Source organism: Natribaculum luteum (assembly GCF_023008545.1).
Taxonomy (GTDB): Archaea; Halobacteriota; Halobacteria; order Halobacteriales; family Natrialbaceae; genus Natribaculum; species Natribaculum luteum.
Genome location: NZ_CP095397.1, coordinates 2,187,106 through 2,211,815, shown reverse-complemented (window position 1 = coordinate 2,211,815; position 24,710 = coordinate 2,187,106). Strand labels below are relative to the sequence as shown.

At 64.9% G+C, this 24,710-nt stretch carries 29 protein-coding genes; 14 read left to right on the top strand and 15 right to left on the bottom strand.

The features are described from left to right. The first annotated feature begins 8 nt into the window (after window positions 1-8). A complete protein-coding gene (locus tag MU558_RS11420) occupies window positions 9-680 on the top strand; it encodes an HAD family hydrolase (protein ID WP_246966398.1) in 672 nt (223 codons plus the stop codon). A gap of 5 nt (window positions 681-685) precedes the next feature. On the opposite strand, the gene MU558_RS11415 is transcribed toward MU558_RS11420, so the two are convergent. Further along, entirely contained in the window at window positions 686-1,228 is a 543-nt protein-coding gene (locus MU558_RS11415) for a SprT-like domain-containing protein (RefSeq protein ID WP_322987017.1), read from the bottom strand. Window positions 1,229-1,322: 94 nt separating this feature from the next. Here MU558_RS11415 and MU558_RS11410 point away from each other — a divergent pair, with 94 nt between their 5' ends. After that, window positions 1,323-2,258, top strand: coding sequence for a purine nucleoside permease (locus MU558_RS11410; protein ID WP_246966397.1), 936 nt, complete (start codon window positions 1,323-1,325; stop codon window positions 2,256-2,258). A gap of 173 nt (window positions 2,259-2,431) precedes the next feature. Then, window positions 2,432-3,388 (top strand): cation diffusion facilitator family transporter, encoded by a 957-nt coding sequence (locus MU558_RS11405; protein WP_246966396.1) that lies wholly within the window; start codon window positions 2,432-2,434, stop codon window positions 3,386-3,388. A 59-nt stretch (window positions 3,389-3,447) separates the two neighbouring features. On the opposite strand, the gene MU558_RS11400 is transcribed toward MU558_RS11405, so the two are convergent. Genes MU558_RS11400 through trpC form a run of 4 tightly spaced genes read right to left on the bottom strand, consistent with a single transcriptional unit; the run spans window position 3,448 to window position 7,187 of the window. After that, entirely contained in the window at window positions 3,448-4,242 is a 795-nt protein-coding gene (locus MU558_RS11400) for a 2-amino-3,7-dideoxy-D-threo-hept-6-ulosonate synthase (protein WP_246966395.1), read from the bottom strand. Between the two features lie 25 nt (window positions 4,243-4,267). Further along, entirely contained in the window at window positions 4,268-5,137 is an 870-nt protein-coding gene (gene trpA / locus MU558_RS11395; protein WP_246966394.1) for a tryptophan synthase subunit alpha, read from the bottom strand. Beyond that, complete coding sequence (trpB, locus tag MU558_RS11390) at window positions 5,134-6,414, bottom strand: tryptophan synthase subunit beta (protein WP_246966393.1); 1,281 nt, start codon at window positions 6,412-6,414, stop codon at window positions 5,134-5,136. The genes trpA and trpB overlap by 4 nt, the downstream gene beginning before the upstream one ends. After that, window positions 6,411-7,187: an indole-3-glycerol phosphate synthase gene (trpC, locus tag MU558_RS11385; RefSeq protein ID WP_246966392.1), complete on the bottom strand. Its 777-nt coding sequence runs from the start codon at window positions 7,185-7,187 to the stop codon at window positions 6,411-6,413. The genes trpB and trpC overlap by 4 nt, the downstream gene beginning before the upstream one ends. Before the next feature lie 94 nt (window positions 7,188-7,281). On the opposite strand from trpC, the gene MU558_RS11380 reads away from it, so the two are divergent. Beyond that, window positions 7,282-7,752, top strand: coding sequence for an MGMT family protein (locus MU558_RS11380; RefSeq protein ID WP_246966391.1), 471 nt, complete (start codon window positions 7,282-7,284; stop codon window positions 7,750-7,752). On the opposite strand, the gene MU558_RS11375 is transcribed toward MU558_RS11380, so the two are convergent. From MU558_RS11375 to lonB, 3 genes are all read right to left on the bottom strand, one after another. Next, window positions 7,749-8,096, bottom strand: coding sequence for a hypothetical protein (locus MU558_RS11375; protein ID WP_246966390.1), 348 nt, complete (start codon window positions 8,094-8,096; stop codon window positions 7,749-7,751). The genes MU558_RS11380 and MU558_RS11375 overlap by 4 nt on opposite strands. A gap of 148 nt (window positions 8,097-8,244) precedes the next feature. Further along, complete coding sequence (locus MU558_RS11370) at window positions 8,245-9,162, bottom strand: CPBP family intramembrane glutamic endopeptidase (RefSeq protein WP_246966389.1); 918 nt, start codon at window positions 9,160-9,162, stop codon at window positions 8,245-8,247. After that, on the bottom strand, window positions 9,163-11,313 hold the full coding sequence (gene lonB / locus MU558_RS11365; RefSeq protein ID WP_246966388.1) for an ATP-dependent protease LonB: 2,151 nt from the start codon (window positions 11,311-11,313) through the stop codon (window positions 9,163-9,165). 165 nt (window positions 11,314-11,478) lie between these two features. On the opposite strand from lonB, the gene MU558_RS11360 reads away from it, so the two are divergent. The 3 genes from MU558_RS11360 to MU558_RS11350 all read left to right on the top strand — a co-directional run bounded on the left by MU558_RS11360 (window position 11,479) and on the right by MU558_RS11350 (window position 13,466). Continuing rightward, entirely contained in the window at window positions 11,479-11,997 is a 519-nt protein-coding gene (locus MU558_RS11360; RefSeq protein ID WP_246966387.1) for a nicotinamide-nucleotide adenylyltransferase, read from the top strand. Window positions 11,998-11,999: 2 nt separating this feature from the next. Further along, window positions 12,000-12,797: an SAM hydrolase/SAM-dependent halogenase family protein gene (locus MU558_RS11355; RefSeq protein ID WP_246966386.1), complete on the top strand. Its 798-nt coding sequence runs from the start codon at window positions 12,000-12,002 to the stop codon at window positions 12,795-12,797. 159 nt (window positions 12,798-12,956) lie between these two features. Beyond that, complete coding sequence (locus MU558_RS11350) at window positions 12,957-13,466, top strand: hypothetical protein (protein ID WP_246966385.1); 510 nt, start codon at window positions 12,957-12,959, stop codon at window positions 13,464-13,466. Between the two features lie 232 nt (window positions 13,467-13,698). Here MU558_RS11350 and thsA read toward each other — a convergent pair whose 3' ends face one another. Beyond that, entirely contained in the window at window positions 13,699-15,243 is a 1,545-nt protein-coding gene (gene thsA / locus MU558_RS11345) for a thermosome subunit alpha (protein WP_246974963.1), read from the bottom strand. Between the two features lie 188 nt (window positions 15,244-15,431). Between thsA and MU558_RS11340 the strand changes: the two genes are divergently transcribed. Further along, window positions 15,432-16,253, top strand: a complete 822-nt coding sequence (locus tag MU558_RS11340; protein ID WP_246966384.1) for an amidohydrolase family protein — start codon at window positions 15,432-15,434, stop codon at window positions 16,251-16,253. A 256-nt stretch (window positions 16,254-16,509) separates the two neighbouring features. Then, a complete protein-coding gene (locus tag MU558_RS11335) occupies window positions 16,510-17,745 on the top strand; it encodes a hypothetical protein (RefSeq protein WP_246966383.1) in 1,236 nt (411 codons plus the stop codon). A gap of 143 nt (window positions 17,746-17,888) precedes the next feature. Here MU558_RS11335 and MU558_RS11330 read toward each other — a convergent pair whose 3' ends face one another. Beyond that, window positions 17,889-18,791 carry a glycosyltransferase family 2 protein gene (locus MU558_RS11330; protein ID WP_246966382.1) on the bottom strand — a complete coding sequence of 301 codons (903 nt, stop codon included), beginning with the start codon at window positions 18,789-18,791 and terminating at the stop codon, window positions 17,889-17,891. Window positions 18,792-18,860: 69 nt separating this feature from the next. Beyond that, window positions 18,861-19,568 carry a class I SAM-dependent methyltransferase gene (locus MU558_RS11325; protein WP_246966381.1) on the bottom strand — a complete coding sequence of 236 codons (708 nt, stop codon included), beginning with the start codon at window positions 19,566-19,568 and terminating at the stop codon, window positions 18,861-18,863. Between the two features lie 91 nt (window positions 19,569-19,659). Here MU558_RS11325 and MU558_RS11320 point away from each other — a divergent pair, with 91 nt between their 5' ends. Next, on the top strand, window positions 19,660-19,806 hold the full coding sequence (locus MU558_RS11320; RefSeq protein WP_246966380.1) for a hypothetical protein: 147 nt from the start codon (window positions 19,660-19,662) through the stop codon (window positions 19,804-19,806). Window positions 19,807-19,818: 12 nt separating this feature from the next. Here the strand turns inward: MU558_RS11320 and MU558_RS11315 are convergent, their stop codons facing one another. Next, window positions 19,819-20,223: a PPOX class F420-dependent oxidoreductase gene (locus MU558_RS11315; RefSeq protein WP_246966379.1), complete on the bottom strand. Its 405-nt coding sequence runs from the start codon at window positions 20,221-20,223 to the stop codon at window positions 19,819-19,821. A 136-nt stretch (window positions 20,224-20,359) separates the two neighbouring features. Between MU558_RS11315 and MU558_RS11310 the strand changes: the two genes are divergently transcribed. The 4 genes from MU558_RS11310 (at window position 20,360) to MU558_RS11295 (ending at window position 23,066) form a co-directional block, all read left to right on the top strand. Beyond that, window positions 20,360-20,641: a MarR family transcriptional regulator gene (locus MU558_RS11310; protein ID WP_246966378.1), complete on the top strand. Its 282-nt coding sequence runs from the start codon at window positions 20,360-20,362 to the stop codon at window positions 20,639-20,641. A 68-nt stretch (window positions 20,642-20,709) separates the two neighbouring features. Then, window positions 20,710-21,492, top strand: coding sequence for an MBL fold metallo-hydrolase (locus MU558_RS11305; RefSeq protein ID WP_246966377.1), 783 nt, complete (start codon window positions 20,710-20,712; stop codon window positions 21,490-21,492). Between the two features lie 36 nt (window positions 21,493-21,528). Next, complete coding sequence (locus MU558_RS11300; protein ID WP_246966376.1) at window positions 21,529-22,194, top strand: YkgJ family cysteine cluster protein; 666 nt, start codon at window positions 21,529-21,531, stop codon at window positions 22,192-22,194. Between the two features lie 110 nt (window positions 22,195-22,304). After that, window positions 22,305-23,066, top strand: a complete 762-nt coding sequence (locus MU558_RS11295; RefSeq protein WP_246974960.1) for a geranylgeranylglyceryl/heptaprenylglyceryl phosphate synthase — start codon at window positions 22,305-22,307, stop codon at window positions 23,064-23,066. Between the two features lie 89 nt (window positions 23,067-23,155). Here MU558_RS11295 and MU558_RS11290 read toward each other — a convergent pair whose 3' ends face one another. The 3 genes from MU558_RS11290 to MU558_RS11280 form a co-directional block, all read right to left on the bottom strand. Continuing rightward, complete coding sequence (locus MU558_RS11290; RefSeq protein WP_246966375.1) at window positions 23,156-23,566, bottom strand: TRAM domain-containing protein; 411 nt, start codon at window positions 23,564-23,566, stop codon at window positions 23,156-23,158. 203 nt (window positions 23,567-23,769) lie between these two features. Then, window positions 23,770-24,261, bottom strand: a complete 492-nt coding sequence (locus tag MU558_RS11285; protein WP_246966374.1) for a hypothetical protein — start codon at window positions 24,259-24,261, stop codon at window positions 23,770-23,772. A 108-nt stretch (window positions 24,262-24,369) separates the two neighbouring features. Beyond that, window positions 24,370-24,651 (bottom strand): ArsR/SmtB family transcription factor, encoded by a 282-nt coding sequence (locus MU558_RS11280; protein WP_246966373.1) that lies wholly within the window; start codon window positions 24,649-24,651, stop codon window positions 24,370-24,372. Window positions 24,652-24,710: the final 59 nt, after the last annotated feature.

Below are 24,710 nucleotides of genomic sequence, written 5' to 3'. Positions count from 1 at the left end.
CAGTACAGATGGCTGCCTACGACGCGATCTATTTCGATCTCGACAGCACCCTCTGTGAGCCGATCCAGGGACGGTCGCAGCTGCTCGAGACGGCCTTCGAACGGGCGGGCGTCGACCAGTTCTGCACCGTCGCCGGGCTTCGAGCCGCGTCCAACGAGGTCACGGACGCCGAGACCGACCAGGAGTTCTTCGAACGAACGTTCGAGGAGGCGGCCGACCGTGCCGGCGCCGATCCTGCCGTCTCGCCCGACCTCGCGAGTGCGTACCTCGAGACGATCGATCCGGCCGCCGTCCGCTTTCGATCCGGTGCCGAGGCCGCCCTCGACCTCGCCGACGAACGGGGACCGGTCGGTCTCATCACCAACGGCACCGAGGAGATGCAGTCACAGAAACTCGAGGCACTCGGTATCTCCGACTTCTTCGACGTGACGGTCTTCGTCGATCCCAGAGACGGCGTTCCGCCCAAACCCCACTCGAAGCCGTTCGAGATGGCCCTCTCGGGGATCGACGTCGAACCGTCCGGGACGATCTACGTCGGCGACAACGTCTACACGGACGTCGCCGGCGCGAACGCGATGGGGATGGACTCGGCGTGGATCAACCTCGGCCACGAGACGGCCCCCGAGCACGAACCGACCTACGAACTGGCCTCGCTCGAGGAGTTCGAGACGATCGTCTAGCGGCGCTACCACCGGTCGCCGAGCGCCGCCTTCGTCCCGCCGTAGCCGCTCGCGGTCGTCCACGTCCGACCGCTGTCGACGTGTTCGACCTCGTAGCAGCTGCCACAGACGCCACACCGGTAGCGCTCGGGTGCGCTGACGGGTTTCGACGCCCGGTGGCGCTCGGCCCGCCACTCGCAGTCGCCCTCGCGACAGCGAAGGACGTACCGCGGCGTCGCGAACGACTCGCAGTGGCGCGGTGCGTCGATCGCCGCTGCCTGCTCGCGAAACCGCGGTCCGTGACCCGACTCGCCGAAGCGCTGGAACTCCCAGGCGTGGACGAGTTCGTGTCGGACCACCGCCTCGAGCGTCTCGCGGTCGTAACCCTCGCAGGCACGCCGCGCGAGAACGATCGTCGCGACCTCGCGGTCGGCGTCCCACCGGCAGGCACCCGCCCGTCGACGCGCCCGGGTCGAAAGCTCCCACTCGATGCGCTCGAGGTCGACGTCAAGGTCGACGGTTCGAGCGTAGGTCCGCGCCCGGGTGATGAACTCGTCGTCGCTCGTCACGCTCCCAGGGTCGAATCCGAGGCCGATAGTTCTTGAGGTCTCCCGGCACCGCAAGCCCGAGGATACTTCGCCATCCCGCGACGAGAGAAGAGCGATGAGCGAACGTGTTCTCGATCCACGTCCCGTCGACCACGACGACCCCGTACGCCCGTCCGCGCTCGTCCTGCCGGCGGTCGCGTTCGACCCACCACTCGACGAGCGTCAGCCCTGGCTCGAGCGGTACGATCCCGTCGACGCGCTCACGATCCCGGGACTCGAGCGACCGCTTTTCCTGTGTGAGGAAGGCGTCGCCGTCACGACGACCGGACTGGGCAAGAGCGACGCCGCGACGACGGTCGCCGCGCTCGCGGCCGCGCCGGGGGTCGACCTCGAGTCGGCGTACGTCCTCTCGGCAGGCATCGCGGGATCGTCGCCCGCGACGACGGCGCTTGGCTCCGTGTTCGTCGCCGACGCGATCCTCGACTGGGACCGGAAACACCGCTGGGATCGAGACGAGAGGACGGACGGCCCGTCGATCGACGTCCTCGCCTATCAGCCGGACGACGCCGTCACCCGGCTGAACGACGACCTCGTGGCCGTCGCCGTCACGGCCGCAGACGAGGTCGACCTCGAGTCGGACGAGGCCGTCCGCGAGTACCAGCGTCGATACCCGGACGCGCGTGGCGACCGTCCCACAGTCGACGTCGGCACGACGGTCACGGGCGACGAATTCTGGCACGGGTCGGGCGTCGCTCGCGAGGTCGAGTGGCTCTGTGACGCCTACGACGTCGAGCCGTACGCGACGACGCAGATGGAAGACGCGGCGACGGCAACCGTCCTCGAGCGGTTCGACCTCCTCGAGCGGTACCTGAGCGTGCGGGCCGTCGCGAACTACGATCGGCCGGCACCCGACCAGTCGGTCGAAGAGAGCTTCGACGGGACGAGCGAGAGCCTCGAACTGGCCGTCGAAAACGCCGCGCGCGTCGGTTCGGCAGTCGTCGACGGCCTGCTGACGGCCGACCCACTCGAGATCGACCCCTCGAGCCGATAGACTCGCGGGACGCGGGCGTCGTGGGGGCCGCGGACGCACCCACCGGCGGCGGTAGCGATTCGATATCGAGTGCTGTTATTAATCGATCCCCGAATAGATACTAAAGATAGCGTACGATCTGGCCTATAATAGCAGTTGAATTATTAAGTTGTGAGCGCCGAGTTCGACGCACGATGAGCCCTCCCGAGTCGGCGCACGCCCACGACGACTCCCACGCTCACGACGGCCACAGTCACGGCCACGGAGACGGGCACGACGAATCGACGAGCAGCCGCAAACTCGCCGCGGTCTCGCTCATCAACGTCGCCGGCTTTCTCGTCGAACTCGCTGGCGGTCTCGCGTTCGGGTCGATCGCGCTCGTCAGCGACGCGTTCCACATGCTCTTCGACGCGCTGGCGTACGTGATGGCCTTCGCGGCCGCCCACGTCGCCGAACGTTACGGGAACGGCGACCGCTGGTCGTACGGCCTCCACCGCCTCGAACCGTTCGCCGCGTTCCTCAACGGACTACTGCTCTTGCCGATGGTCGGCTTCATCCTCTGGGAGTCCTACCAGCGGTTCCTGGCGCCCGTCGCCATCGGGACCGGGCCCACGCTCGCCATCGCGACGGGCGGCCTGCTGGTCAACGTCGGTTCGGTCTACGTCCTCCACGGCGACGCGATGAGCCTCAACGAGAAGGGCGCGTTCTACCACCTGCTGGGCGACGCCGGCGGCTCGGTCGCCGTCATCGTCTCCGTGCTCGTCGTGGAAGTGACCGGGCTCCGAGTCGTCGATCCGCTCACAGCGGCACTGATCGCCGTCGTCGTGACGTGGTCGGCGCTCAAGGTTCTGCGCAGTAGCAGCGCGATCTTCTTTCTCGAGTCGCCTGTCGAAAGCGACGAGATTCGGGCGCGTATTCGCGAACTCGACGGCGTCGGCCGCGTCGACGACTTCCACGCCTGGCAGATCTGCAGTCAGATCACGGTCGCGACGGTCCACCTCGAGACGGACGTCGAGACGATGGCACAGGCAGAGACCGTCGTCGACCGCGTCCACGACGAACTCGCGGACTACGGCATCGATCACGCCACCGTCGAACTCTCGCCCCGCTACGCCGATCGGGACGTGCACCTCGACACGCACTGCCACTGAGCGGTGGTCAATCGAAGCGGCGCGGAAAAGGTGGACGGATTCGATTCTCCGAACCGGGATCAGGCCTCGAGTGCGAGTTCGGCCTCCTGGAGCGCTTCGTCGACCGAGAGGTCGTCGTGGACGACGCCCGAGACGGCACGTGCGATGGCCTCCGGGTCGTCGTGCTGGAAGATCGATCGCCCCATCGAGACGCCCGCACCGCCGGCGTCCATCACGCCGCGGACCATCTCGACGGTCTCGCGGTCGGTTCCCTTCGATCCGCCGGCGATGACGACCGGCAGGCGGGTGGACTCGACGACGTGTTGGAAGCTCTCGGCGTCGCCGCTGTAACCCGTCTTCACGATGTCCGCGCCGGCTTCCTCGGCAAGTCGGACGGCGTGGCCGAGCGCCTCCGGATCGGAGCCGTCGACGCCGGGGCCGCGGGCGTAGGCCATCGCGAGCACCGGAATGCCAAGTCGGCCGGCGTCCGCGGTGAGTCGCGTGAGGTCCTCGAGCTGTTTCGGTTCGTACGTCGAGCCGACGTTGATGTGCAGAGAGACGGCGTCGGCACCAGCGCGGACGGCCTCCTCGACGGTGCACGTCATCCGTTTGTCGTTCTCGTCCGGGCCGATCGTCGTCGAGGCGTTGGTGTGGACGATGTACCCCTTTCCGTTCTTGTTGGGGTGGACGCGCGGTGCGATCCCCTTCTGCGTGAGCACGGCATCTGCACCGCCGCTCGTCACGCCGTCGATCGTCGATTCGATGTCTTTGAGCCCCGTCACGGCGCCCATCGTGATGCCATGGTCCATCGGTACGATGACGTACTTTCCGTCTGTACCGATCCGTTCGAGTCGTGCGTCAGTTCCAGTAGTCATTTGCGGGATACTAGCAAGCTTTCTATTAAGGCTGTTCTGGTTCCGGTGCATTTGCCCCACGCTCGGCACCGCCTTTGAGTTCGCGGGCTTTGGCCTCGAGATCGGCCACGGGCGTCTCGCTCTCGGCGACGATGTCGATCAGCGCGCTGCCGACGATGACCCCGTCGGCGCCGGCCTCGACGATCTCTCTTGCGTGTTCGCCCTCGCTGACGCCGAAGCCGACCGCCTTCGGGACGTCGTACTCCTCGAGTCTCGCCAGACTGTCGTGGGTCGCAGACGAGACGTCGGCGCGTGCGCCGGTCGTCCCGAGGCGGGCCTGGACGTACGCGAATCCCGACGCCCGCGACATGATCCGATCCAGACGCTCTCCGTTGGTCGTCGGCGCGACGATGAACACGAGGTCGAGGCCGTGGTCGTCACACGCGGTTCGGAGCGGTCCCGCCTCCTCGGCGGGCAGGTCGGGGACGATGATCCCCGCCAGTCCGGCCTCGGCGGCGCGCTCGACGAAGGGTTCGGGATCGGGTCTGTTCCGCGACTCTGTCGCGTCACTTTCCGTAGGACGTGGTTCCGCGCCCGAACCGTACTGGAGGATCATATTGTAGTACGTCATCACCAGCAGCGGCGCCTCGACCTCGAGGTCGTCGACGAGTTCGAAGAAGCGCTCGGGCGTGGTGCCGGCCTCGAGCGCGCGGTTGATCGCCGCCTGGATCGTCGGCCCCTCGGCGATCGGTTCGGAGAAGGGGAGGCCGAGTTCGATCAGATCCGCCCCGCCGCGATCGAGCGCCTCGACGTACGCTTTCGTCTCCTCGAGTGAGGGATCGCCCGCGGTGAGGTAGGTGATCAGCGCGGGGTGGTTCTCGTGGATGGCCCGCTCGATCTCGCTGTCGGTGCTCACGAGTCGAACACCTCCACGTCCGGAGCGGCCTCGAGGTCGCGCTTCTCGGTCTCCTCGAGCACCGTCTCCAGGTCCTTGTCACCGCGCCCGGAGACGTTGACGACGACGAGGTCGCCGAGGTCCTCGTGGGCCTCCTCTACGTGGCCCAGCGCGTGTGCGGACTCGAGGGCAGGGATGATCCCCTCGAGTCTCGAGAGCCGGTGGAAGGCGTTCAACGCGGCCTCGTCGTCGACGTTCACGGGCGTCACCCGGCCGGACTCGACGAGGTGTGAGAGTTCGGGACCGACGCCGGCGTAGTCGAGACCGGCGCTGACGCTGTGTGACTCCATGATCTGTCCCTCGCCGCTCTGGAGGAGTTTCGTCATCGCACCGTGGAGGACGCCGTCGGTGCCCGTCGACAGCGTCGCGGAGTTGGGCGCGACGCCCTCGAGTTCGTCGATCTCGAGGCTCGAGCCGCCGGCTTCGACGGCGTAGAGGTCGACGTCTTCGTCTCGCGGGCGTCGTCCGCTCGATTCGTCCGCGAACCGTGGGTCCACACAGTCGGGAACGAACGCGTGGAAGGTGCCCATCGTGTTCGAACCGCCGCCGGCGCAGGCGACGACGCTGTCGGGCAGTCGTCCCGCCCGCTCCTTGATCTGCTCGCGGGCTTCCTCGCCGATCACGCTCTGGAAGTCCCGGACCATCTTCGGGAACGGGTGTGGTCCGACGACGGAACCGATGACGTAGTGGGTCGTCTCGACGGTCGTCGCCCAGTCGCGCATCGTCTCGTTGATCGCCTCCTTCAGGGTACCGCGGCCAGCCTCGACGGGATTGACCTCCGCGCCGTTCATCCGCATCCGATAGACGTTCGGCCGCTGGCGGTTGACGTCGGTACGGCCCATGTAGATCTCACAGGGCATATCGAGGTGGGCGGCCGCCATCGCGGTCGCCGTCCCGTGCTGGCCCGCGCCCGTCTCGGCGATGATCCGCTCTTTGCCCATGTACTTCGCGAGGAGGACCTGTCCGAGCGCGTTGTTCAGTTTGTGCGCGCCGCCGTGGACCAGGTCCTCGCGCTTGAGGTAGATCTCGCAGTCGTACCGTTCGCTCAGCCGATCCGCGCGCTGGAGCGGGGTCGGTCGACCGCCAAAGTCCCGCATCCGCTCGCGGAACTCGTCCATGAAGCCGTCCTCGTTCTCGAGAACGTACCGCTCGTAGGCGTCCTCGAGCTCCTCGAGGGCTGGCATCAGCGCCTCGGGAACGTACTGTCCACCGTAACTTCCGAAGGTGCTCTCGCTCATGTGTCTGTCTCAGATCGCGTCAGTCGTCGCGTGTTCGCGGTCACGTCGCCACCGTCGCCGTGGTCCATGATCGCGCTTCCGACCAGCAGGCCGTCGGCACCGGCCTCGCGCATCCGGCGGGCGTCCGCCGGCGAGGAGACCCCACTCTCTGCGATCAGCGTCACGTCGTCGGGAACGTGCGGCGCGACGGTCTCGAAGGTTTCGAGATCGACCTCGAGTTTCGCCAGATCGCGGTTGTTCACGCCGACGATTTCCGCGCCGGCCTCGAGGGCCGCCTCGAGTTCCTCGGCGTCGTGGACCTCGACGAGTACCTGGAAGCCGCGCTGGCGGGCGGCCTCGAGCAACGCTGCCAGGTCGTCCTCGACGAAGCGGGCGATCAACAGGATCAGATCTGCTTCGACGACGTCGAGGTGTTCCTCCCGGAGGACGAAGTCCTTCCGGAGGACGGGGACGTCGACCGCCTCACGTACTCGAGTCAGCGCCTCGGGCGACCCGCCGAAGTGAGTCGGCTCGGTCAGCACCGAGATCGCGGCCGCACCGCCGTCGACCATCGCCTCGGCGAGGTCGACGGGATCGTCCCGTCGCGTTCCGTCGGTCGTCGGACTCGTCGGTTTCACTTCCGCGATCACCGGCGTGCGGCCGTCGGCATCGGCAGCGGCCAGCGCGTCCGGCAGCGACCGCGCCTCGACGGAGACGTGTTCGCCGCCGGCCCGCTCGCGGGCGGCCTCGAGGATCGACGCCACCGCGGGAGCGACGTCCGTTTTAGAGGTCATTATTGTACATCGACGTACTCATATGTACAAAAAGCTTGCGCCATCGCGCGAGACCTGGCGAATATTCAAGTCCACACCAGCCATGCGATGACACATGGACGACGAAGCGGTCGCAGGCATTTACGCGCGAGGGTCGCCCTATCTCGAGCGATACGTTCAGGTCGGCGTCGCGAGCGGACGGGTACTGAGCGTCTCGTTCCCCGAGGAACCCGACGAGAACGCGACGTCGGATCACGACGTCCTCGATCGCATCTTCGAGTACCTAGACGGCGTCGACGAGATCACTTTCGACGACGTGCAGGTCGCGCTCACGGTGCCGACGGACAGACGCGCGGTGCTCGAGCAGGTCCGGACGATCCCCTACGGCGAGAGCATCGACGTGACGACGCTTGCCCGCATGACGCCGGAACTCGATCCGGACGACGAGGAAGACGTCACCCTCGTCCGAACCACACTCGACGAGAATCCGGCCCCGATTCTGATTCCAGACCACCGCGTCCGCGACGGCCCGAGCGCCGCGCCGCCGGCGATCGAACAGAAACTCCGCTCGGTCGAGGAACTTTAGTCAGCGATCCAGATCGCGTAAACGTACAGCCCGATCCCGACGAACACCGCGACCGTCGTCACGAAGTCCAGTATCGGTGCTCGCGTCGCGAGGTACACGAACTGGCTGATCCCGCCGAGTACCAGACAGACACCGGCGCCGAGAGTCGCCGAGCGTTCGCCACCCGACTCGCGGTACAGCGTCGCCCCGACGGCGATCGCGATCAGTCCGAAGACGGCGTCGGCGATGTCCCTCGCGAGCGGATCTGCCGTGATTCCTGCGTAGACGACGAGCGTGAAGTACAGCACGATCCCGAGCACGATCGCTCTGTTGACCGACTCCGGAACCTCGTCGAGTCCGTTCATACGCCGGGCCACGAGGGCTCGCCTCTTATACTATCGGCCATCGGTCGGTGAACCCGCTCGACAGATCATAATGATGGCTGTGACTGGTTACCGCCGCAACCGCAAGACGGTTCGCGGTTGCGGCGGTACAGACTCACAGCTATCGTTATCAGCTACCCGTGGTCTCCGTCCACTCGAGTCCGAGTCCCTCGTGGACGACGAACTCGAGGGCGTTGACCAGGTAGTGGGCGACGATCACGACGAGAACGCTTCCCGTGACGACGAACGCGATCGCGAGGACGAATCCGAGCAATCCCGTGACCGCGATACCGGCCGGCCCCTGCATCCCGTGACCGAGCGCGAACGCGACCGACGAGACGATCGCGAGCAGCCACGGCGAGACGTCGAAGCCAGCCGAGAGTGCGCCGATCAACGCCGCCCGGAAGAGAAACTCCTCGAAGATCGCGACGGTCGGCAAGGCGACACCCAGCAGGGCGGCCCAGCCACCGGGCGAGTCCGGCGCAAGCAGCTCGCGCAACTGCTCGCTGTGGTCGATCCCGAGACGCTTCGCGCTCGCCGCACCGAGTTCGTTCGCTATGTACAGTCCGACGCCGAGTGCCGTCCCGACGACGACGCCAGTGGTGAGGTACGCTCGAGTGAACGCGATACCGAGGTCGGCCGGGGGAATCTCCGTGTACACGGCGGCAGCGAGCAGGATCGTCGCGAACAGTCCCTGTGAGAACGCGACGTTTGCGAGCAGTTCGCCCGTCGACAGCGATCCTGGCGAGGAGTGCTCGTCGTGGTCGTGGCCGTGACCGTGACCGTGATCGTCCTCGGGTACGCGTCTAGATTCTCTCAGCGATTCGCCATCGGCCGACCCGTCGGCGAAACCGTCGGCGAGTGCGTCCGGATCGGACGCGGTCGACTCCGCCGTCGATTCTCGAGTCGGCGTCGGCGACTCGTCGCTTGGCGTCCGTGTGTCGGCGTCGTCAGAATCGGTAAACGCCGTGCTGGTGAGGTGTGAAAGAGCGAGAAGTAAGACGAGGACGACGCCCGTCAGTCCGGCGAACGTCGCCCAATCCGGCATCTACTGCGGGCTGGGATTCGATCCCCCGGCCGAGACCTGCTGGTCAAACGCCGAGCCGGTGATCGACTTGAGGCGGTCGAGCAGCGAGTCCTTCTCGGGTTCGCCCATCAGCGCGACGTCGAGCACCTCGCTGATGTTCGAGGCCGGGATGATCTCGATCATCTCCTCGTACTCGTCCTCGATCATCACGTCCTGTTCGTTGGCCTTGGGGATGATGACCGTGTCACAGCCGGCTTTCGCGGCGGCTTCGATCTTGTGCGTGACGCCGCCGACCGGGAGGACGTCACCCCGGACCGACAGCGAGCCGGTCATCGCGACCGACTGATCGATGGGGATGTCCTCGAGCGCCGAGATGACAGCCGTGGCGACGGTGATCGAGGCGGAGTCGCCGTCGACGCCCTGCTGGCCGGTCTGGACGAACTGGATGTGGATGTCCTTCTCCGAGAGGTCGACGTCCGAGAACTTCTTGATGATCGCGGAGACGTTTTGCACCGACTCCTCGGCCATCTCCTTGAGCTGGCCCGTCGCGATCACCTGTCCGCCGCCCTGGGCGGGGGCGATCTCGGCCATCACGGGGAGCATGATACCCGAGTCCTCGCCCATAACGGCCAGGCCGTTGACCCGGCCCTCGACGCCGGCCTCGGTGACCTGCAACTCGTAGTCCTTGCGACGTTCGATGTAGTCGTCGGCGAGTTGCTGTTCGATCGAGCGCGAGCGCTCCTTGGCCTGGAGGACGTCATCGCGTTCGGTGTACTCCTTGTCCTCGGCGCGGGCGATGTCGCCCGCGACCCGGACGAGCCCGCCGAGGTTCCGGAACAGGAGCGTGAGGTGCTCCTTGCGTCCCGCGCGGCGCTTGGCCTCGAGGATGATCTCCTCGACGGCCTCGCGCGTGAAGTGGGGCAGGCGGCCGTCGCGTTCGACCTCCTGGGCGACGAAGCGGGCGTACTTGCGACGCATCTCGGGAGTGTCCTCGATGGTGTCGTCCATGTACACCTCGTAACCGTAGCCTTTGATCCGCGAGCGCAGCGCAGGGTGCATGTTCTCCATCGCGTCCAGGTTCCCGGCCGCGACCATGATGAAGTCGGTCGGGACGGGTTCGGTCTGGACCATCGCACCCGAGGAGCGCTCGGACTGGCCCGTGATGGCGAACTCGCCTTCCTGGATGGCCGTCATCAGCTTCTGCTGGCTGCGGATGTCGAGCGTGTTGATCTCGTCGACGAACAGCACGCCCTTGTTGGCCTTGTGGATCGCGCCGGGTTCGACGCGGTCGTGGCTCGGCGTCTCCATGCCACCGGACTGGAACGGGTCGTGGCGGACGTCGCCAAGCAGTGCACCGGCGTGGGCACCCGTCGCGTCCTCGAACGGCGCGGTGCGCTGATCGCCGTTGTTGACGATCATGTTCGGCACCATCGCGTCCGTGCCACGAGAGGTATAGCGGAAGATGAGCCAGACGATACCCGCGGCGAGGATGCCCAGCAGGATGTTGGTGGTGATGATCGCGTACCCGATGATGATCGCGATGATGATCCACATCAGGATCGAGCGCATCTGGTTGCGCTTGCGGGCTTCCTCCTTGTGGGCCTCGATAATCTGTTCGCCTTTGCCGGCGGGCACGGTGCGGACTTTCGGCTCGTTGCCGTCGTCCGGGTTGTGATAGACCAGAACGTCCTGCAGATCCTCTTTCGGTAGCAACTGGCTCATCGCCTTCGCCAGCATCGACTTGCCCGTCCCGGGCGAGCCGATCATCATCACGTGGCGGCGCTGTTTCGCCGCCTTGATGATGATGTCCCGTGCTTCGTCCTGTCCGATGACCTGGTCGACGAGTCGGTCGGGGACCTCGATCTCCTCGGTCGAGTCGATCTGGAGGCCGCCGAGGAGGTCGTCCTCGGCGATCTCCTCGTCGATCTCGACGCCCGGATCGACCTCGACCGAACTGCCGAGGTCTTCGACGGTCTCGATGTCGTCGTCTTCGTCGACGTTGCCCTCGAGATCGTCGCCGGGGTCTGGACCGTCGTCGACGGTCTCGCCGACGTCTCCGTCTTGGTCGTCGATCGAAGACCAGGAGTCTCCCTGTCGCTCCGTCGGCTCCTCGTCGGGAGCGTCCGAAGCGCGGTCTTTGGGAGGGTCGTCAACGTTCGTGTCGTTACTCATAGAACTGTGTTCGGTACCAGAACCGAAGGGATTGCGACTGATATACTTTCTCCCTCACAACGCCACGTACCTCCGGTCATCGGGGCCCAACGCCACCGAATTCGAGGGTTTCGGCGGGATCGACACCTCGCCAGCCTTAAGAGTTCCAGGGGCAACTGTCAGACAATGACCCGGGGGTTCTACATCGGCCGTTTTCAGCCGTTCCACAACGGCCACCTCAACATGGTCGAACAGATCGCTGGTGACGTCGACGAACTGGTTCTCGGGATCGGCAGCGCCGGCGACTCACACACGACGCGCAACCCGTTTACCGCCGGCGAACGCATCATGATGATCACGAAGGCGCTGGTCGACTACGACCTCGTGACCTACGCCGTTCCAATCGAGGACCTGGAGCGAAACTCCGTGTGGGTCAGCCACGTCCAGAGCATGAGCCCGGACTTCGACGTCGCCTACTCGAACAACCCGCTGGTCATCCAGCTCTTTCGCGAAGCCGGGGTCGAGGTTCGCCAGTCGCCGATGTTCAACCGCGAAGTGCTCGAGGGGACCGAAGTGCGCGAACGGATGATCGAGGATGGCGACTGGCAGTCGCTCGTCCCCGGGGCCGTCGTCGAGGTCGTCGACGAGATCGGCGGCATCGAACGGCTCCAGATGGTGAGCGGGACGGATTCGAACGGTAACTGACCATGATCACGCTCTCGTCGGACTTCGGCTCGCCGTATCCGGCGGCGATGAAAGGCGTCCTCCTCCAGCGGACGGACGCGCGACTGGTCGACGTCGCCCACGACTTTCCGCGACAGGACGTGCGCACGGCGGCGTTCTGGCTGCGCGAGGTGCTGCCCTACTTTCCGCCCGCGACGCACCTCGTGGTCGTCGACCCGGGCGTCGGCACCGACCGGAACGCCGTCGTGATCCGCGCCGGCGAGCACGCGCTCGTCGGCCCGGACAACGGCGTCCTCCTCCCCGCCGCGCGCGAACTCGCGGACGGTGTCGACCTCGAGTACTTCCGCGTCGACGACGACCACGACGCGCTCCGTCCAACGAGAGCAGACGGAACGACCCCGTCACAGAGCAGCACCTTCCACGGCCGGGACGTCTTCGCCCCCGCCGCCGCCGCGGTCCACGAGACGACCCTCGAGCGCCTCGCGACGCTCGCCGTCCTCGAGCCCCTCGAGTCGGTCGTCGACCTCGCGCTCCCCGAGGCGACCGTCGACGGCGACCGGGCGAGCGGCGAGGTGCTCGTCGTGGACGACTTCGGCAACGTCGTCACGAACGTTCCCGGGCGCTACCTCGAGGACTGTGACGCCGTCCGGGTGAACGGCGAGCGGGTGCCGGTCGGCGACGCGTTCGCGGCAGTCGACCCAGGCGAGAAACTGGCGGTCGTCGGCAGCCACGGCTACGTCGAACTCGACGTCAACCAGGGCCGCGGCGACGAGGCGTTCGACCTCGAGACGGGCGACGAGGTGCGACTCGAGCGGGGCTGATCGCACGCACGCGTCGTCGTTCTCTCGACCGCTCGGGCGTGTCGTTCGCTACCATTCGCCAGACGCTGTCGAAACAGTATTCGAACGATGGGGGAGCGCCAGTCGACGCGTCGAGGCAGAGTGGTAGGTAAAATACGTGTTTGACCTTTCTGAATCGTTATGTTCACGGATCGACGACTACCTGACGTGAAACGACGTACGTATCTCGTCTCGGCCGGCGCGGGTGTCGCCGCACTTGCCGGATATACTGCAAGAGGCACGTCGCAGCGCGGTTCACAGCCAGAGTATCACGGAGAGGCAGCGGTCGTCTACGGTCACGACGACCTGGACCTCCGTCTCCGCCAGGAGGCCGTCCGTCTCGGGGACACAGTAGAGTTTGAGATAACGAATACAGGGCGTTCGGAAATCGTTCTCGGATGTAACAATCCGTGGGCAATTCAGACGTATTCGGATGGAGACTGGCAGCACGTCTTCTGGACCAGGGACCGATACTACCAGCTGTGTGTGACGATTCTCGAACCGGGAAGGACGTTCGTAGAGCGCGTCACACTGTCCGAGTCTGAACTCGCAGACGACGTCGGTGCCGACCTACGCCCTGGACGGCATCGATTCCTGCTTCTCGGTCCGTCACCCTTCGTGGCCGTCGATTTCGACATCTGCGACGACTAATACTGCCGGACAAAACGGTTCATATATCGATCGTACTCGAGACGCTGTCGTCGCTGACGACAGCCGTCGAGACGCGATCGAGTATTCTCTGACTGTTGTCCGGTAGTATAAGCAGCACGTGCGGCGGCCAGTCTCGCTACGCAAAACCACCTCCGAAGGAGGGGGTCTCGACAGACTTTTCTACGAACGGCGTCGAAAAAACGGAAAAACGAAAAGCGGGCCGACGGCGCGCTTACTCGGCGGCGATGACGTCGTCGATGCGGGCGATCATCGTCGCGGCCTCGGCGGCGCTCTCGACGGCTTCGCGTTTGACGTCGGCGGGATCGACGACGCCGTGGTCGACCGGGTCGTCGATCTCGACGGTCTCGCCGTCGGTGACCAGTCCGGCCCGTCCCTCGGACTCGTGGGCGGCACGGAGATCCACGAGCACGTCGATGGGGTCCTGGCCGGTGTTGGCGGCGAGCGTGCGTGGAACGACGTCGAGCGCGTCGGCGAAGGCCGTCACCGCGAGCTGCTTGCGGCCCTCGATGCCAGCGGCCTCGGAGCGCACTCTGTCGGCGATGGCGATCTCGGTCGCGCCCGCGCCGGGGACGACCTCGCCGGACTCGAGTGCCGTCGCGACGACGTCCAAGGCGTCACCGATCGTCCGCTCGAGTTCGTCGACGACGTGTTCGGTGCCGCCGCGGACGAAGACGGTGACCGTCTCGGCGGCCGCGCCGCCCTCGACGAACGCGAGGTCGTCGTCGCCGAAGTGCTGGGTGTGGATGCGGTCGGCGTGGCCGAAGTCGTCTTCCTCGAGGTCATCGAGTGCGCCGACGCGGCTCGCCCCGGTCGCGGAGGCGATCTGACGGGCGTCGCTGTTGCTCAGGCCCTCGAAGGTGAGGATGTCCTCGGTCGCGAGGAAGGAGGCGACGCGGTCGTCGACGTCGTCGGTCGTGAACACGACGTCGACGCCCGAGTCGGCGATCGTCTCGGCGTAGCCACGCAGTTCGCTCTCCTCGGCGTCGAGTGCGGCGTTTAACTGGTCGATCGAGTCGATCGAGTACTCGGCGTCGACGTCGCCCGTGCGGACGCCAAGTTCGACGTCGAGGATCGCGATGTCGGCGTCCTCGACGGTTCGGGGCATCGCGTCGTGGGCGGGTTCTTCGTCGACGATGATGCCAGGGACGAGTTCCGTCGCGTTCGAGGACGCCCCAACCTGCGTCTCGACGGAGACGTTCTCGCGCTCGACGCCGTCGTCGGTCGCGACGTGGCGGATGGCCTCGACGACCGTCTCGGCGAGCGACTCGGCGGTGAGACCGCCGGTGCCCTTGCCGGTCATGCTCGACGCGGCGACCTGTTCCAGGAGGTCGTCGTCGACGTCGGCCTCGAGAACCTGGTCTGCGATGGCCTCGAGTGCGATCCGGGCGGCCTCGTGGTAGCCCTCGACGATCGTCGTCGCGTGGACGTCCTGCTCGATGAGATCCTCGGCTTCGGCGAGGAGGTTGCCCGCGAGCACCGCGGCCGTCGTCGTCCCGTCGCCGACCTCGTCCTCCTGGGTTTCGGCGACTTCGACGATCATCTGTGCGGCGGGGTGTTCGATGTCCATCTCCTCGAGGATGGTCGCACCGTCGTTCGTGATGACGACCTCGCCGCTCGAGTCGACGAGCATCTTGTCCATGCCCCGCGGACCCAGTGTCGTTCGTACCGACTCGGCGACCGCCTTGCCGGCGACGATGTTCGACGACTGGGCGTCACGACCCTCGGTTCGCTGGCTGTCCTCGCTCAGGATGAACATAGGCTGTCCGCCCATGCGTCGCTGTTGTGCCATAGTTGAATCCTCACTAAAGGTATCGTCAGCACTTCTATATAAAATTTTCCCTCATACCTCGCTTCCCTCTGGCGATTGTATCACGCGCGAGCGCGCGATACACGCACTGCGGCGGCCGGTAGCAAAATATGGATCGGGCGAGAAGTGTTCGGCGGATGCTCGAGTTGGAACACGGGTTTCGGGTCGTCGACGTCCACGCGCGGTTGACGCCGAACGGAGGAGTGAAAGCTCGGGGACGGGCGATCTCGCCGGAGCGACTCGAACGCGAACTCCACCAGGCGGGCATCGTCAGCGCCGTCGTCTCCCCGGAACCCGACGTCGACGCGAGCTACGTCGCGGCGAACAACGGGGCCGCGCGCCTGAGTGTCGATCGGCCTTTCGTCACGTTCGCCCGTATTCGCGGTTCGAAGCCGCCCGGCCGGAACCGGACGAGTCGCCTCCGGAACGCCCTGGGGCGGCACGCGGAGTCCGAGCGACACACCACGCCAGAGGCTATCGAACAGTACGGGTACGACGACCGCTTTCACGGCTTCACACTCGATCCCGGAACCGACGGCCTTCCCGACGAGCGGGTCCTCGCAGCACTCGAGAATGCCGACCTCCCGCTTCTCGTCAGCGGCGGCGTCGACGCTCCGCCCGAGACGCTGGCCGAGACCCTGCTCGGTCGGTCGTTTCCCGTCGTCGTCGCCCACTTCGGCGGCCACCCCCTCGATCGCGAGCTCATGGACGAGATGATCGACCTCCTCGAGCGATACGACGACTGTTACCTCGATACCAGCTTCGTCCGGTATCGCGACCAGCTCGAGCGCGCCCTGCTGGAACACCCCGACCGGGTCCTCTTCGGGAGCGGCACGCCGGCCTGCCACCCCAACGTCGCCGTCATGGAGATTCTCACGCTCGACGTCTCCGAAGACAGGCTCCGGCGAGCGTTCTCGAAGAACGCCGCTCGCGTCGTCGAAGCGCTCGCGCCCGGTTGAGGTGTGTGTGGGATACAGGTCCGACAGGGCACGACAAACGGGACGAGAGTGGTTTCACGCTTTGAGCTCCGCTATGCACTAAGAGTGAGGCTTTAGCCTCGTATTTCTCGTGATCTGTGATTTCCGGCGGTAAAATATACATAATATATATTTTAATAAACGGAAAAAGCAGAAGACTTCTTCGACCTATTGATAGTAAGAATACTAATATGAATCTCGAGAAGAATATATACCGTGATTGAATATCGTCGGGTGCATGCAACGCAGAGATCTGTTGTCTACGCTCGGAACGGGGGCTTTCCTCGCGTTTTCTGGGTGTCTCGGCAGTGACGACGAAGGAAGTGACGAGGGGAGCGACGGAGGGAGCGTCGATTCGGCTGACGTCGAGATCGACGAAGACGCACCGGCACAGTTCACAGTGTACGACGCGTCGGTCGAATCGCCGACGATCCGCGAAACGTTTACGATCGACCTCACGATCGCGAACACTGGTGGCGAAGCGGGCTCGTTCGAGGGCGAACTCGCACTCGATTCGACCGAAAGCGAGGGCGCCGACGTCGTACGTGCGGCTGTCGAGAGCGGCGAACTCGAGTCGGGGCAACTTGGAGAGTCCTCTGTCGAACTGTCCGTTGACTACGCTGGCGGGTACGAAATGAGCATCTCCGATGCCGAGGTCGACGACGAGGTCGACAGAACGATCGACGTCAACCCGCTCACCGGCTCTCTCGAGGAAACGATCGACGTAATCGAAGACCTGCGTATCACGCCGACGGACGTCCAGTTCCAGGATGGCGTCCTGTACGAGGTCGTCGAGAGCCCGAGTTTCTGGGGTTCGAACGAACGACTCGCACTGCTTTCGACGCTCGAAGATCAGACGCTCGCTATCGTGACCGTCGAACTCGAGAACACGGGTACGAACGCCGTGATGCTGGAAGAGGAGATGGTCAGTTCGAACGTCGGTGACATCTACACGAGTTTCCCAAACGGAGCTTCTCTCGACGCGGAAGCCGAACGCAACGATGGTCCCGCGCTCGGTCAGTGGGTGAATCCTGGATCGAGCACGACAGGCTGGCTGCTCTTCGCCCTCGACCGTGACGACGTTACCGAATTCACACTCGAGATGCGTCTCGATGGGAAGAACGCCCCCGCAGACGTCGTGTGGGACGTGACCGAGGAGAGCGTTGATCTCCCGGCGTTCGAGCTCGCCGACACGAGTGTTCCGTCACAGTTCCAGGATGGAACGCAGTCGTTCGACTTCGTCGTCGAGAATACGGGAGACACTGCGGGAACGTTCCGTGGTGTCGTACAGTGGCAAGGCGAAGACCACGGCCGCAACGAGTGGTATCACCTGAAAGACGGCGACATCGTCACGCGAATTCCGGCAGGTGGTGAAAAGTCGGTATCCGTCACGACGGACTACAGTGGCAGCGAGGACATCACCTATCGACTCCAGCCGTTCGGGACGACCTGGTTCGTCGAAAGCACCCAGTAACGCGGCAGCGTTCGCGATTCGAGAGAATTCCACCTCGAGTGAACTGGCACCGACGACGATCAATTTCGGATTTCGAAGCCAAGGAGACACAGACGCGCCGCCTGCGAAACGGTGACTGTCCTGGCTTCGGCAGCGATGGATCGCTACCGTCGATCGTACACCTGCACGGCCCGATCGTGACGAGAAGAGAGGCCAGCGGGATTGCGACGCGACGTGCGATCGGCGTACCTGGCTCGAAGACCGTCTTTGAGCCCGTAGAGGGTGTTGGCCGCGACGGCAGCGCCGTTTCGTATACACGCGGTCGGCGTCGCCTCGCCGCCGAGGAGCGCTCGAGCGTTCGCGACGCCGTCTTGCAAGGCGCTGCCGAGCGGGTTGACGAGGACGGAGGGGCGCGGCCCGTAGTTCTTCGCGAGGCCGTACGCACGCGCCCGGTACGTCTCACCCCAGTCGGCGTCCGTTCGTCCGCCGTCCGCGTCGACTTCGTCACGAACCGCCATCTCCTCGCACCAGGTGACGGTAAACTCGAGTGCGGCGAGTCGGTGGGCACAGTCGCGTGCGCCGTCGATCGGGAGGTACTCGTCGAAGCCGTCGAGCGCCTCGAGGACGGTTCGGTCGAACGCGACGTTTTCGCCGTCGAAGTAGGTGACCGACCGGCCCGCGACCGATCGTGGTCGCTTCGCGTCGGCGTCGGCGCTACTGAACCCGGTGACGGGACCGGTGACGACGTCGGAGCCAGCCTCGAACGTCGCTTCGACGGCGTCGTACCAGGACGGCGAGACGCGGTACTCGTCGCCGACGAACGCGACGACGTCACCGGAGGCGACCTCGATTCCTGCGTTGCGCGAGACGTTCGGGTTGCGTTCTGAGATCTCGACCAGGACGTCGACGTCGTCGCGCGCTCTGACGGCGCCAGTCGTGCCGTCGGACGACGGCCCGTTGACCACGACGATCTCGCACGTCGACGGGAGACGATCCGAAAGCGCGTCGAGACAGAGGAGCAACTGCTCTCGGCCGTTGAGCGTCGACACGACTACCGAGAGCTCCATACTGATGGGGTAAATTCACCGGACAATAAAAATAGGATGGGATTTACCGCAGATTATATTCGAGTACTGTCACCTGACGCGGGTGTTCCAGTAGGACACTGACGCGAGGTGATCCGTGACCGGGAACTCGCCGACAGCACGATCGATCGACCTGATCGGCGACGCGAGCGCGTTCGGGATCGACCGGTACAGCCCGTACGGGACGAGAAAGTCGTCCTCGACGTCGACCAGCGTCAGATCGTTTTTCGCCAGCAAGACGGCTACCTCGCTTTTGGAGTAGAGACGCGACCCCATCGGCAACGCCCAGTTGTAGATGCTCCGGGCACTGAATCGATTGAACGTGTCGAAGACGATCTGCTCCCGGGAGACGCGTCGCATCTCGCTCAGGAACGCCGCCGGATCGTCTGCGAGGTGGAAAAACCGCATCGCGACGACGGTGTCGAAGTGGTCGTCCGGGAACGGTAACCGACCGGCGTCACCGCGGATGAACTCGAGGTGATCCGAGACGCCCGCCTGCTTTGCTTTTTTGCGTCCACGTTGCAACATCGCAGCCGAGATGTCGAGTCCCACGACGTCCGCACCGCGCTCTGCGAGCATGACGGTGAATCGCCCGGTACCACAGGCGATCTCGAGGACGTTACGGTCCGACAGGGGCGAAATCGCCTCGAGGACCGCCTCCTTCTCCCGGCGGTCGATCAGCTGACCGCCCTGAGAGAACCGCTTGTCGTCGTACTCCTCGGCGACGTCGTCGGCCTGGTACCACTCCTGTCCTTTCACACTGGCTGCAACTACTCAGTCCGGAGGATAAAACGATACTGGAGTCTGTCGCGAAGACGGCTTTTTGACCACTGGCCCCGTATGCTACTGTATGCCAACCTGCAAACGGTGCGGTGCGACGCCGGCGACGGACGAACTGGTTCGACACGAGTCCGGCGACCTCCTGCTCGTTCACTGTCCCGAGTGTCGGGGGTTAATGGGAACGTACCGGGAGCCGGGTCACAGGCCCGAACGGTAGCGACGCGGACGGTCAGCCCCCGGACGCGACGATCCGGTCCGGTCGGATGCGGACGATCACTCGGTCTTCGTCCTCCGCGTCGTGGTTGGGGTACTCCTCGACGTCCATGTACCGCCTCGCGAGGTCGTCGATGTGCTCGACGGCGCCGTCGGTCGTCACCTCCACGACCTCGCCGCGGATCGAGAGGTACCGATACGGATCGTCGGGATCGGGAATCGAGAGGCCGACCTTCGACTCACGTCGGACGTTCTTCTCCTTGCGACGGTTTCGGACCGTGTTCACGAGGACGTACCCATCGTCGTCGACGTCGACCCAGACCGGCGTCACGTGTGGCGTACCGTCGGGCATGACGGTGGCGAACTGCGCGAACGTCTTTCGGTCGAAGAGATCGCGGTGTTCGGGCGGTATCTCCTCCATAAACGCCGGTTCGACGTCGGGAGAGATAGGCGCTTGGGAGAGCGGCATAATATGTACATTATATACCTAGGATAAACATGATTGTAGGTATCAACATATAGGGAAGATTTACCAGCAGCTTCCCCACTTGATAGACATGAGCATGAGTACTACTGAGGAACGTACTGCTGCTGCGGAAGAAACTCTCTCCGAATCCGAATACCGTGACCGTCTCCGCGATCTTCCACCTAGCGCCAAACTCGTCGCGAAGGTTCTCGAGTCCGACTCCCCGCTCTCCCAGGGCCAGCTCGCCGAAGAGTCGCTGCTCCCCGACCGCACCGTCCGCTACGCGCTGAACCGCCTCGAGGACGTCGGTCTCGTCGGATCGCGGTACAGTTTCCGTGACGCCCGCAAGCAGGTCTACTACCTGAAACACTGACGGCTGGTCTCTTTCCCTGGCCTGACCGACGCCGGCACGTACTTTTTCTTCGGAAACGATGTCTCGACATGGACGTCAGACGAGTATCCGTCCCGACCGACACGCGCGCGCCGGGCGGCCACACCAACGCGTACGTTCTCGGGCGCGATCCGGCAGTGCTCGTCGATCCCGCTGGCCGAACCGACGCCCTCGACCGGGTCGTCGACGAGCGAACCGTCGAGGCGATCATGGTCACGCACACCCACCCGGACCACGTCGGCGGTGTCGCCGCGTACGCGGCCGAAACCGACGCGACGGTCTGGGCGCGACGGGGGTACGCCGATCGCTTTCGCGCGAGCGCGGGCGTCGATCCAGACCGCACGTTCTCGGCTGGCACGACGCTTTCCGCCGGTGACGGCCACCTCACCGTACTCGACACCGCCGGCCACGCGCCCGACCACGTCGCGATCCAGGCCGGAGCGGACGGGCCGGTCTGCTGTGGCGACTGCGCCGTTCGAGCCGGAAGTGTCGTCGTCGGCGCACCTGAAGGGGACATGCGCGCGTACCTGAGTTCGCTCCGACGGCTCCGGGCGATCGATCCCCCGCAGTTGCTCGCGGGTCACGGCCCCGTCGTCGACGACCCCCAGTCGACGCTCGAGCGGCTGATCGACCACCGCCTCGAGCGCGAACGCCGGGTTCGCGAGGCCGTCGTAGACGGCGCACGAACGCTCGAGGGCGTCCTCGAGTCGGCCTACGAGAAGGATCTCGCCGGCGTTCGCGACCTGGCCCGCGTGACCGTCCGTGCCCACCTCGAGAAACTCGCCGTCGAGGACGACCTCGAGGTCGACGGCGACCGCGTGCGTCTTCGATAGCGGCGAACTTTTGGCCGTCGGCGCGTACGGTCGTGTGTGCACACCCTCACCCTCGAGGAGGAACTCGCCCGCGCTCGCGAACTGTCGGTCGACGAGCTGGCCGACGCCATCGAGTCGATCGGCTTCGAGTGTACGCGCTGTGGGGCCTGCTGTACGCGAGACGGCGACGACGACCACACCGCGACAGTGTTCCCCGACGAGGTCCGGCGACTCGAGGACGCGACCGGCCGCGAGTGGCGCGACGTCGCACGCCCGATGCCCTACGGCCTGACCGAGACCGACGAGGGGCTCTCGGGCGAGACCTTCGAGTGGGCGCTCCAGACCGACGCCTGTGGCGACTGCGTCTTCTACGAGGAAGACGACGCGGGGCGTGGTGCCTGCGTCGCCCACGACGACCGCCCGCTGATCTGTCGGACCTACCCGTTCAGCGTCGCACTCGGCGGGACCAGCCAGCCGATGGGTGAGGCCGTCGACGAGGAGGGACTGGTTCGCGCCCACGAGTGCGAGGGGCTCGGCCGCGACATCTCCCGCGAGGACGCCGAGGAACTGGCCCAGGCGCTGAAAGAACGTGCAGTGCGAGAGCTCGAGGAGGCGATCGCCGTCCGGGACACCTATCGACCCGCCGATCCGGACCCCGGCGAGGTCGTCGTCCACGACTCCGAGGGAGCGAAACGGGCGGATGGGTCGCCACTCGAGGAGTAACGCTACACTGGCGAGCGATCGACGCCCGGTTCACCACGGATCGAGAGCCCGACTTCGCTCGAGCACGTGAAACCGATAGGAAATTTACACGGGCGTTTGAATCGATGGCCATGAACGTCGACTGGGACGGGGTTACGCACGTCACGAAAGTCGATCCGGCGAAAGCGTTACCGGCCGATCTCGAGATCCTCGAAGGGACTGACCTCGTGATCGTCGGCGGCTCAGACGGCGTCACCGAGGACAATTCGCTCGCGACGATCGAGCAGATCAAAAGTGCGTTCCCGGAGACGCCGCTCTTTCAGGAACCGTACAGTTCGACGCACGTCTCCAGGGATACGATCGAAGCCGCAGACTCCCTCTCGATCCCCGCAGTCTACAACGGCGACCGGGAACACTTCGTTGGAAAGCACGTCGACCTCTTCACCGAAGTCGGACAGAAACCGGAGGAGATCGTCGGGACGGGAGTGCCGATCGTCGGCGACCTCATCGCGTCGAAGGGGGTCGACGTGGTTTCGGACCTCGCGACGAAGCTGTTCGGAGAGGGATACGTCGTCCAACACCTCGAGTCGGCCGCGGCAGCAGTCTCCGGCGTCGAGTCGACGTACACGCCGGAAGAGGTCGCAGGTGCGGCGCTCGCGACGGAGGCGTTCTACGGGTTCCCGATCTTCTACGTCGAGTACTCCGGCACGTACGGCGGTCCAACGGATGTCGCGGCGGCCTCGCGATATCTGGACGAAACGGCGCTCCTCTACGGCGGCAGTATCGACAGCGCAGCGAAGGCGACCGAAATACTCGAAGCGGGCGCAGACGCGATCGTCGTCGGTGACTGTTTCCACGACGACCCGAAGGCCTATCTCGAGACGATCGTGTAACCTGCGGGCGTCCGGCGTGCTCGGCGCTTTCTGGTCGAGAGTGTTGCGTTCGGGTCGGCAGAGCCGACCACTCGCGCAGAATTGTCGTTCTAAAAGGTCTCCTCGATGATCTCGCCGACGGCGAAGTTCGATTTGACCTCGGTGACCTCGATCTTGACCCGTTCGCCGACTTCCGCGCCGGGAACGATGATGACGTAACCGCGTTCGACGCGAGCGATGCCGTCGCCCTGTTTGCCGATGTCTTCGATCTCGACGTAGCGCGTCTCGCCGACCTCGACCGGCGGCTGTGGCTCCGAGGGAGCACTCGTCCGCTGGGTGGTCGTCGACGCACTCGAGTCGGTCTCCTCTCGATCACGCGAGATGAGCGCAACGCGGTAGATCTCGCCCGGTTCGACGTCGCCCGTTTCGATCTCTTGTCTGGGTACTTCGATGACGTATCGGTCGTCTTCCGCCGAGACGTCCGTACTGAACAGACACAGGAGTTTATCAGATATTTCCACAGTTAGACCCTCTGTTTCCAGTCTGAAGCCCATCCATATTAGAACTACCGGCAGTGGCAGCGTTGGAAAACGGGTATCGACAGATTTTCTAGCGGTCACGGTCCAGACGATGCGTAGCGCCCGGCGAGCGCCGGGCTACCGAGCCGCGCCGTGCGACCGGGGGTATCCCCAACCCGGCCGATGGCGAACCGAAAGCGGCGGCGTCAGGGCGACGACCGTTCGATCGCCTCGTCGAGCTGTTCGTCACCCGTGTCCGTGACGACTCGCTCCTCTCGATACTGCTGGACGGCCGAGAGGTCGACGTCGACGTCCTGGTCGTCGAGTGCCTCGAGGAGTGCCGCGATCAGCATTCGCTGTACCTCGAGTTGCTCCTCGAGGTGGTTCGTCTGGGCCATCGTCCGCTCGGCGAAGTCGGTCAGCGAGTCGGAAAAGGCCGCGAGGTTCTCCTCGTTCTGTTGAATCCGTCGCTCGCTCAGGCTGATCCTGGTGAAGTCGTCGAGCTCCGAGAGCTGCCGCTCGAGGTCGTCGATCTGCGTCTCGACCGCCTCGACGCGTTCGTCGATGAGGTCTTCGATCCGGCGTTCGACCGTTCCCGTCCCGTCCTCGGTGGCTCGGTCGGTATCTTGTTCCGTCTCGGGTGTCTCTTCGCGCTCTTCCGTCGGCACCGGTACCGAAGCGTCGTTTCCTATTGCCATGTGATCTCACACAACACGACCGGTCAAATAGGTTTGGTCGGTCGACGAGAGCAGACGAGACGCCACCGTGTGGACGTCTCGAGCGATACGTCGATCGACGAACGATCGCTACTCGGTCTCGTCGATCTCGCTCGCTTGCAGGATGAACGTCCGTTCCGGTGGCGGAGTCGCTTGCAGTTCCACCTTCCGGACGAGTCGGTAGTACTTTCGATTCCCCCGATGGTAGTGTTCGACCAGCCCCGCCTCCTCGAGAACCGACAGGTGATGGACGGTCGTCGATCCGTCCATCCCGATGGTCTCGGCGAGTTCGGAGACGTATCGTGGGCCATGCGAGAGTTCCCGGATGATCTTTACCCGCTGAGTGCTCCCGAAGACGTCGATCAGCGACACGACAGATAGATATGCTGTACGTACACATATATCAGTAGGGCGTTCAGGGCCGACTTTTA